The organism is Aromatoleum aromaticum EbN1, assembly GCF_000025965.1.
GTDB lineage: Bacteria > Pseudomonadota > Gammaproteobacteria > Burkholderiales > Rhodocyclaceae > Aromatoleum > Aromatoleum aromaticum.
The window spans coordinates 76,787-85,983 of the sequence record NC_006823.1; the positions used below are offsets into that span (position 1 = coordinate 76,787).

A 9,197-nucleotide genomic window follows, 5' to 3' on the forward strand; every position below is an offset into this window, starting at 1 on the left:
ATGGCGGCCTCGTTTTGCTTTAGCGGTCAGTATTTCCTGATGGCGACGATTCGTTATTCACGCGTGTGTTTGTGAAAAAATCGTTGACGGCGTTGGAAAACGGCACACCGATATTCGAATTGTAGGCGTCAGCCGCAGATTTGATTGCTCGTTCAGGCAGGCTCAACGTCTCGTCTACCATATAACCTCCAACGCCCAACGCAGCTTGAGTAGCATTAATATCTGCACCGCGAGCAAAAACGCGGGCCTCTTCTGCTGTAAATACGCGTGCGCCCTCAGGCTTAGCGGGGGATTCATTCGCAGGTCTTGAAGGAATTTCATCGATCGGTGCAGGCATCTCTCCAGATGCCATTTTTGCAAAAGTAGGATTAACCTGCGGTGCAGGCGGGCCTGCAGGGGCAGTTCCATGCCGTGCCTTGAGTTCTTCTACTGATTTTCCTTCAAGGGTTGTAACAGGACTGCCAACACCCTTGTTGCTGCCAAGCTCAGGCGTATCGAGACCTTGGGCCCCCGTGATCTGTTGTCCTACGCTCATAACGTTGTCGTACTGGCCGGACGAAAGCATCGCACCCATCACCCAGCCAAGTTGAGCATCGAATGCTTGGACGCCGAGACCTTTCTCATGGCTTTCGATCTTGTTGTAGGCCTCACGGTATCGATCGGACGCCTCTCCTGTACCGTTATAAAGCGATGCATGCATACCCATCACTGTTTCGTACATTCCGGCCGCCATCAAATTCCTATTGATTTCACCCGCATGGCCAGAATAAGTTCCGGAAATACTCGATGCGACTTGCGTTGCCTCCTCATAGGCACGAACGGTGGAAGCCTGGCGGGAAACGCTCTCACGAATCCCCGCTGCCTCATCCTCCGAGTACCCAGCTTTGGTAGTAAGAGAGTCGGTACCCTGAAGAGATGAGTACTGTTGTTTGCTGAATTCGTTGCGAATCGCGTTTGCCCAATCCTTACCCTCCTGCGTATTCTCAGCCCACTCACGCGCCTTCTGACTTACTCCAGTCATGTTTCCTGCTGCAACCCCAGTCACGCCGGTGCCCATAATGGCCCCATTTACTGAAGTCTTTAGCTGAGCACCAAGTTCGCTACGGATAGCGTCAGACACCTTGTCACCAAAAGCGCTGTTCTGGGACATCTTGTCCGCAAACGAAACGGCTTGCGCCCAAGTTTGACCAACCTGCGATACATCTGATCTAGCGGTTTGTACGGCGCGATCCCATCCGCTGCTAAAGCGACCGCCTTTCGACCAGTCTTGCGTAACTTCAGACCCCACCCTAAGGGCTTCTTGTTCCTTGTCAGCGACGGACTGAGAGAGGCCATCTTGGAGGTTGTACTTGACGCGTGCGGCGCCTGTCATTTGTCCGCCGGCACCAAGCGAATAATCCCGTACTGCCGCGTTGCTACTAACCGCACCCACATTCGATAGGCTGGGGGCGGCCATCTTCTCGTCTGAATAATCCTTGCCACTCCAGCGCTCACCAAGTTTGGCTAAGGCGAAATACGAGCCTGTCATGGCAGCCAGGGTGATCAACGGTACTGCCGCAAGCAAGTCGGAAGCCACCGCGATCTTATCCATCGTCTCGGAAAAGAAGAGCGGCACCGCTTCGATGGGGAGGGCCGCGTTAGCGGGAGCTGGAACTGGAAGAAACATTTTCTTCAGGTTAGCCATGCTTTCCGTCCAGGTGTACACGATGAAGTAATTCACCATGTAGGCCGCAGGCAGCCAACTCTGCGTCCAGGCACCGAAGAGGATGTACTTACCCAAGAGAGGAAGGGCATTGGCACCGGACATCAGTGCCACGATGATTACTAGCGGTGCCAACCCAATAAAGATCGCCAGCAAGAACCCCATGGATGTGATCACTGTACGAGTGAAACCCGCGCCCGAAGCCGCTGAGTCAACCGTGAACGCTTGCTGTTGGCCCGATAGCACCTGGGTGCACTGGAAGTAAGCAGTCGGATCGCTAGAGTTGTTGCCACACTTGAAAACATCATTTGTCGTTTGGTGCATCATGATGTTCGCGCTCGTCCGCTGGGCGCTAAGGCCAGCAAGAGTGGAGTTCGTGGCGTAGAAATTCGACAGATCAGTCCACGTTTTATCGGTCGACGTAGAGTTCCTTCCGGTAGCGTCACGCATAGCGCGGTTCAAAGCCGGATTCGTTTCATTGAAATACGCGATGAAATCAGATTGGATCTGAGGGCCTGCGTCAGCGCAACTCATGACAGTCGGACTAACCGCATTGGCTGGGTAATAATTCGTGTGCCGATGTGCAGTCAAATTAGCGGCGTTAGTCAAAGCGCCATAAACACCGTCGGTACTTGATAACAGTTGCTGCGGCGATGAGGCTCCAATCATGCAGTTCCGGACAAAGCCCCCCCAGTTCTGCGTCATGTGGGGACTGTAGGATGCGGCCTGACGAACGGAAAGCATCAGCTTGAGTGGATTGACAAAGCCATCCGTCGTCAGCTCCGTAGCATTGGCGTCAGCTGCTTGAAAAGCGGTCTGCGAAAGACGGCCGAGATCCATTGCTACAGTTGTGATGATCGAAGCGGGTACCGCTACCATTAGAGGTACATTATCAACAGCTCGCGAGCTACCAGAGTAGATGTCCTCGATCACAACTGTTGCCTTCGTGTAACCCCCAACCATCCAAACGATGAACAAAACGAGCAGCATCGTTGGGTTGTTGCCAGACTTCCATTGACTCATCAGACCATTCATTAGAACAGCAATCAAAGCAAACAGAAAAGCCAGGTAGATGAGGGTGCCACCGAAGTCGGAAGCATCGCCTCTGAACGAACTAGACCCGAAGATCATTGCAATGGCGTTGAACAGCCCGGCAAAAAAGCCAGCGTCACCTAGTGTGTAAACCATCCATGAAGACATGGCTATTCCTCAACGCGGGGTCGTGAACGTCAGAATCGAAGGGTCGCGCCTGGCGATCGTTCTGACGTATTCGTCAAGCGCAACAAATTCCTGAGCGTTCGCCTTCCGGTTAGTGACGATTCTCGAGTACTGATTGCCAAGCTCTCTCACTCGATCATGGATCTCGGGCGGAATGGTCGTTGATCCTTTCGTTGAAAGAACCTGCCTTGCTGCACGCAAAACCGCTTCCGATAGAACGATGTGCAGCTCCTCAGCAATCAAAGGGGCCGCTTGTGCGGCAACAGCCGAGGCTGCACCTTCTTGACTCTGAACCTCGAGCATCATGGAGATGAAAGGAACAGAGGTCGCATTGACGAAGCTCTGTTGTGTCGCAGACAGCGTGCAATCAACCGCGCACGCAGGGCTCATCTTTCCAACGATCGAATCAGCCGTGGTACTGGTTCCATCAATCGACCCAAAAAGCATACGATTGGTATAGCCAACCGTCCCCTCCCAGTCCCAAGCGACTTCATCCATCGAACGGCAGCCGTCGCGGGCCGGCGCCGAACTGCACGAGTACTTGATCTTCTGGGCACCACTTGACCTTCCTGTCTTGAGGTCATGAAGATCAATTTTCCCTGGCCTTTGCGCCATGCGAGGAGTCTCCGATGCACTCGGAGCCGACTCAGGGTCGTAGATTGCGGTCCCCGTCATCGTCATCACAAGCTCTGCCGCGTATTTCGTTGAAAGGCCGGCGAAGTATCCTCCCCCGAGAAGTTCACCAACCCTGTTGTCGGCCATCAAATCCCAAACAACGTTACCGCAGAACTCGATCGAGCCGGCCTCGCAAGCCTGCTTAATCTTCGCCTTAGGAGATGCTTTCACTGCTTCTTGAGACTCGAACAGATCGCCAACACCCCCCGCAATCGCTTCAAAAAAAGCAGCTCCACTTTCGGCGCTCGTGGACGCACGTTCAACGCTATTGAACACGGTGTCTACGGCCTGCTTTGCGATCGCACACGTATTAGAGCTAAGTTGGTTAAGAGATTGAAGCTTCGACTGAATTGTGCTGACGAGGCTTTGCAGCTTCGGATCAATCGCAGCGAGCGCGCGCATGAAAATGAGCCCGAGCGCATTTTGTGCGATTGACCGAAATACCGCGATAAGCTGATCGGAGTCGATGAACGAGAAGCTTCCAGCAAATAGGTCGATTCCCCCACAGCCGGCAGACATTCGCGGCGGATCGAAGGACACGATGTTAACGTTCCGAATAGGACTTCTCATGGCAACGTTGCCTCCAACGAAGCCGCGTCGCGTTTGTGATTGATAAGCTACCGGATCTGTTACGTTGATCAGCATTCCATCGAGCGCTCCACCCAGACTCGCGTGCGTCGGTGTCATCATGGTGTAAAGACTCAAGCCGACAGCAAGGGCAGCGATTTTGATATTTGGCATTTTTAGTATCTCCCCTGTAGGCGTTCTTTCAACAATTTAACCCATTCGGCCGGATCATCTGACGCACCATCAACCATGTCTTCAATTCGTGCGACGCCCCGCATGGCAGGATTGACCGCTGCGATCATTTCATCTGATATCAGCTTCTCAGACTCAGCCACAACTAGAAGGCGATCAACAAGCCCACTTGCGGACATGGCGCCTTGAGCAACGACGTAAAAATTGTTCGGCGGGACAGCATAAACAACGGTCGGTGTGAGTTTTAGGTTGAGTGACTGAAACTGCCCTGCGTCTGGTATCCAGTTATCCATACCTGGAAGGGGCTTGCCATCAACAGATACAAACCGAGTTTCAAAACCATACCTTTCTTTAAGCATGCCAATGACAGGAAACTGCTTCTCGCAATGAGAGCAGGACGAGTCGAAGAACATGAAGATGCCACCCTTTGATGCAAGGTGCTTCGTTACTTCGTCTTTTTGTTCCTTGTTCGTAGCAAGTACTGTTTGCCTGATGAACGTATCAAGGGGCATCCGGTTATTTTCATCGAGAATGGGGTCAGTCTTGACGACGAGTTGTTGAAGATGTGCAAAATTCTGCGCCTTGTCGAGCGCGATTCTTTGGGCGTACAGATACGCTTCCATGTCTTCACGCTTTCCTGAATCCATCGCTTTCTCAAGAAGAACCGGCAAGTTATCTCTGAGCCACGCTGTAGAGAAAGGCTGAGTCCCCGTATTAGCTGCTGTTTCAGTGGCTGGAGAGGCCGAAGCTGGAGGTTCGGGTTCTTTTTCCAATTGAACGGGTTCAGCCGGAGGGGGAGGGGTCTCATACCAGAAATAGCCTTCTCCTCCCCGCTTGAAGAAGCTTTGAGCGTGAACGCTCGAGGTTGCGGCTACGATCGCTAAAGAAACAAGAATCGCCCGTACAGGCTTACCAGATCGGATAAACGACACCGACGACCTCGTCAACATTGATTGGACCCCAATATCTCGCATCGAAACTTCTCGGCTCAGTACCCATCATTGCAAGCTGTCCATCGACCAATACTTGGGTCCGGTCATAGCTACCTGGCGCGCGATTTAGCTTTTCCAGCAGATCGAGATCACCGAATTTACGCCCAGCTACGGTGACTGCATCGTTTTCTACCTTGATGATGTCGCCTGCGACACCTGCGAGATATTTAACAACAAGTATCGAGCCGTTTCCATCAAGTAGGCGTTGATTCAATTGATCAGTTAGCCTTCCGTATGGAAGGAACGCGAGTAGCTGACCCCGCTCGAAATCAATGTTCTCTGGACGGGTCATTTTGACGACAACGAGTTTGTAAGGGATGCAGCTGAGATCACCAACCAGAAGAAGAAGGCGATACTTTCCAGAGACGTGTGACGTCGCTGCAAAAAGCAAAGCGAGGAGTACCGACGCAAGGAAAACCACCCTTATAAAAAGAGTGGCCTTTTCCGGGCGAGTAGTCTCATTCGAGATTGAGGCCGAGTTCATCTGCGACGAGCTGTGTGATTTCCAACTGGGGTGCGTAACCAAGAACTGCCGTCCGGTGTACGACGACGTAGCCTGCATCGACGTATCGCTGCGTTGCGGTCTTCAATTGGTCAGCAAACCTAATGGCCGCGTCCCTTGCTGCACTCTCGTCGAGGCCCTTTCCTCGAAGGTCGTTCATGGAAGCAGTAACAAGTTTTCCAGAGTCGATGACAACGAAAGGAACACTGCTCTGCTGAGGTGCAAGGTAAGGACTCGCGACAAACAAAGTGCCAGCGGTCAGGACAGCAGACAGTACTGCTGCCATGATGACTGGGCCAACGTTGGAACCGTCAGCTGTCTTTAAGGAAGCAGTACTGTCGCTCATTTCGATGCCTCGGCCGCGCCTTCTACGCCAGCGGGACGCTCAATCGGGCGACGCGCACGACCGAAAAAGAACATGCTCCCGGAACCGAAGCAGACGCCGGATATGAGAACCAGTGGATCAAAATTGCTGAAGAACGGAATCAGAAGGATCGCGCCACAATAAAGAGCAAAGACCAGGATCAAGTCTTTCTGGGTCAGGGTTTTCTGCTTGGACATGTTCAGTTTCCTTTTTCGAGACGTTTCTGCGTGTAAAAATCAATTACTTCTTCAGGATCGGCTCCTTGTTCAATGGCTGCGATTGCTTCATCGCGTTCCTCACCATTGCTTGCAAACAACGTGAACATGAATGGATCAGGCCTGAATCGAACAATCCCATAATCTGAATCCGAGCGTTTGATCATCAATTCGGAATACTCACCAGGCACAACATGAAGAGACTTGACCTGATGAATCCCGAACGCATCCATAGAAAACTGTCCGGACGCAACGGCCGCATCGACGGATTCAGCACGCTGCTCAAGAACAATCTGCCATGCGCTATTGGCGTAAATCGCTCGGCCGTTCGGTGACTGGAAGAGATCGCCAACGCCCTGGGTGATGAAGATGACTGCCCCTGAATTTTTCCGCACTTTGCGATAAAGCGCTTCGATCGCTTTCGCCATCAGGGGGTCATCCATAAGCTCCCATGCTTCGTCCAGCACGAGAATCTTACGACCCGGGGTCGTGTACATCTCGGTCGCGATGCGGTTCATCAGTTGCAGGAGAACGACCTTTTGAAGAATCGGACGTGACTTGAGATGCAGGAGATCAAGAACGGTAAAGCGATTACTGACATCGATTGTGGCCTCACCCTCGAACCAACGCCCGTAGCTGCCGCTAACGGTGAATGGGTAAAGCTGCTGACCAAGGTCACGAACGCGCGGATCAGGCTGTTGCATGCACCATTGAGCGACAGCGGTCACGGTCGAGTTATGGGCATATCGGTCCCACGTGGCCTTGATCCCTTCTTCGAGAGCCGCCATTTGATAGTCATCAAGACCGCCCTCTGGTGCAGCCATCTTGGCGATCGTGGCCTTGATGATGTCGATGTCTTCATCAATCTCGCTGACGAAGGTAAAAGGGTTCAAGATGATCTGCGACTCTTCGGAGAATTCGATGTAATCCCCCTTGAGGGCACGGTTGAGCTTAAAAAATGACTTGCCAACGTCAATGACCCACACCTTGCAGCCTTCAGCAAGGTTATCGACGATCACAAGCTGTGCCAGGAAGGATTTACCCCCGCCGGTGCCAGCAAAAACGACTACGTTGTATCCAGTATTCGAGTCCCAAACCGAGAATGCGGACACCTGACCACGCCTCGTTACAAAGAGACTCGTAGCGTTCGCGCCGCTGCCTTTGTAGTCAGCGAACAGCGGGACCAGCGGTGCAGCCTGTCGCGCACTCATGGTGTTGGTGCGGAAGGTCCGGGTCATGGCATCAGCCGACGCGTTCATCGGCAGGGCGTTGTGCCAGAGGAAATCCAAAATGCGCTTGTCTTCGCGCATGTCGAAGCTAAGCGTAGAAAGGTAGGAGTTCAACGAAGCGGTTTGACGTGCCAGTCGATCCCTGTTCTTCGAGAAGATCATCAGGCTAAGGTTGACCTCGAGAGCCATCCCGCCTTGACCGTCAATTTCATGAATGAAGGTCTCGATGCCTTCCTTCTTGTAACCAAGGATGGGAAACCAAGTTGCGGAGTTTCCAATGCATTGCTGGGTAATCCACATGTGACGCTGTCGAACCTCACCTTTCTTCTTGACCTGGTCAGGATAGTGGGCAGTGAACTGAAAGAAGAATGGCTCAGTGATTTGGTTTGCTCCGCCCATCTGGTCACCGATCAGAAGGTTGGCAACACCAAAAACAGTTCGTTTCGGAAACAGCTTTGGGCTCATTACACGCACAAAGAATTCTTGATCACTCCCTTGGTGAAAGAGGATCTCATTTTCTTTGAACTCAATATCGTCGCCCGGATAGAAGGCTTGCTCTCGAATTGGTATAAGTTCGTCGTAGCTGAACTCAGGCTTCTCCCACATGTGGTAGAACTTCCGAATCAAGTGCAGATATCCATGTGGGTCAAGCATCCTGAACTGGAAGCCAATGGAGCTAAAGCCTTCCATCACCCGTGTGACATCAGATCGGATCGATTGGCGTTCCTCAAGATCCGGAAGACTAGAGCACGGAATCTTGACGGTGAAGATCAACCGGAAATCACGGTTGAGCACGCCATTTGTCTTGAATTGAGGCTTATGGACGGCATCCTGGAACATCTTGACGCGGGTGCGAACGAGCTTCTCCAGAAGACCCGTAGCCTGTTCTTTCCCATCGGTATAGGCGTCAAGATAGGGGTCAATATCGGGAGAGCCGAGAAGACCTACCTGTACGAAGGAGCCTGCCGGAAGCGGGCAAGCTAATGCAGCTTTGAATTTCTCAAAAACTGACCCCCCGCCCCCTAGGAGCGGGGTGGTCATGAACGTGGCTCCAAGATGTCTTTCGCCAGACGGCGAAACGCAGTAAAACAGGCCGGTTTCGTCGTCAAAACCCTCTGCGCCAAGATATTGCCAAGGAAGGCGCCTCTGATCCGCAACGGTACCGCGGACAGGGGTTTGCGAGGACTTCGTGAAGCCAAACATGGGCTAACTCCGTGTTAGAGGGTGGCGGTGAACATGGATTCGAGGATGCCCGGGCCCATGGTGGCTGCCAGAGCAACGCCGACGGCCAGAACCAACCACATGAGCGAGTGCTTGACGATCGTCATAGCCAGGCCGGTCGCCAGAACGCCAAATGCGACGAGCAGACCGAACGTTCCTTCAGTCCAATCACGAACCTGCTGGGATGCGACGTCGAACGTGGTGTCGGTAACGGCCATCGCGAAAATGGCGTACGCAGCGAGTGCGATCAGCAGGTAGGCTTGCTTTTCGAAACGGGCGAAGCCGGCGGACAGGTTTTGAGCGTATTGCATGTGAAACTC

At 52.8% G+C, this 9,197-nt stretch carries 8 protein-coding genes; all 8 read right to left on the reverse strand.

Going from position 1 to position 9,197, the window contains the following annotated elements; all coding sequences use genetic code 11:
- Positions 1–19: 19 nt before the first annotated feature.
- From EBN1_RS20960 to traA, 8 genes are read right to left on the reverse strand one after another with little or no spacing between them, the layout of a single operon-like run.
- A complete protein-coding gene (locus EBN1_RS20960; protein WP_011254825.1) occupies positions 20–2,902 on the reverse strand; it encodes a conjugal transfer protein TraG N-terminal domain-containing protein in 2,883 nt (960 codons plus the stop codon).
- 9 nt (positions 2,903–2,911) lie between these two features.
- Complete coding sequence (locus EBN1_RS20965; RefSeq protein ID WP_011254824.1) at positions 2,912–4,336, reverse strand: conjugal transfer protein TraH; 1,425 nt, start codon at positions 4,334–4,336, stop codon at positions 2,912–2,914.
- 2 nt (positions 4,337–4,338) lie between these two features.
- Positions 4,339–5,286 carry a thioredoxin family protein gene (locus EBN1_RS20970; RefSeq protein WP_011254823.1) on the reverse strand — a complete coding sequence of 316 codons (948 nt, stop codon included), beginning with the start codon at positions 5,284–5,286 and terminating at the stop codon, positions 4,339–4,341.
- Positions 5,264–5,830, reverse strand: coding sequence for a S26 family signal peptidase (locus EBN1_RS20975; RefSeq protein WP_162014375.1), 567 nt, complete (start codon positions 5,828–5,830; stop codon positions 5,264–5,266). The genes EBN1_RS20970 and EBN1_RS20975 overlap by 23 nt, the downstream gene beginning before the upstream one ends.
- Positions 5,805–6,194 carry a hypothetical protein gene (locus EBN1_RS20980; protein ID WP_011254821.1) on the reverse strand — a complete coding sequence of 130 codons (390 nt, stop codon included), beginning with the start codon at positions 6,192–6,194 and terminating at the stop codon, positions 5,805–5,807. Before EBN1_RS20980 ends, EBN1_RS20975 begins: the two co-directional genes overlap by 26 nt.
- Positions 6,191–6,409 (reverse strand): hypothetical protein, encoded by a 219-nt coding sequence (locus EBN1_RS20985; protein ID WP_011254820.1) that lies wholly within the window; start codon positions 6,407–6,409, stop codon positions 6,191–6,193. Before EBN1_RS20985 ends, EBN1_RS20980 begins: the two co-directional genes overlap by 4 nt.
- 2 nt (positions 6,410–6,411) lie before the next feature.
- Complete coding sequence (gene traC / locus EBN1_RS20990) at positions 6,412–8,859, reverse strand: type IV secretion system protein TraC (protein WP_011254819.1); 2,448 nt, start codon at positions 8,857–8,859, stop codon at positions 6,412–6,414.
- 14 nt (positions 8,860–8,873) lie between these two features.
- Positions 8,874–9,188: a TraA family conjugative transfer protein gene (traA, locus tag EBN1_RS20995; RefSeq protein ID WP_011254818.1), complete on the reverse strand. Its 315-nt coding sequence runs from the start codon at positions 9,186–9,188 to the stop codon at positions 8,874–8,876.
- Between the last annotated feature and the right edge of the window lie 9 nt (positions 9,189–9,197).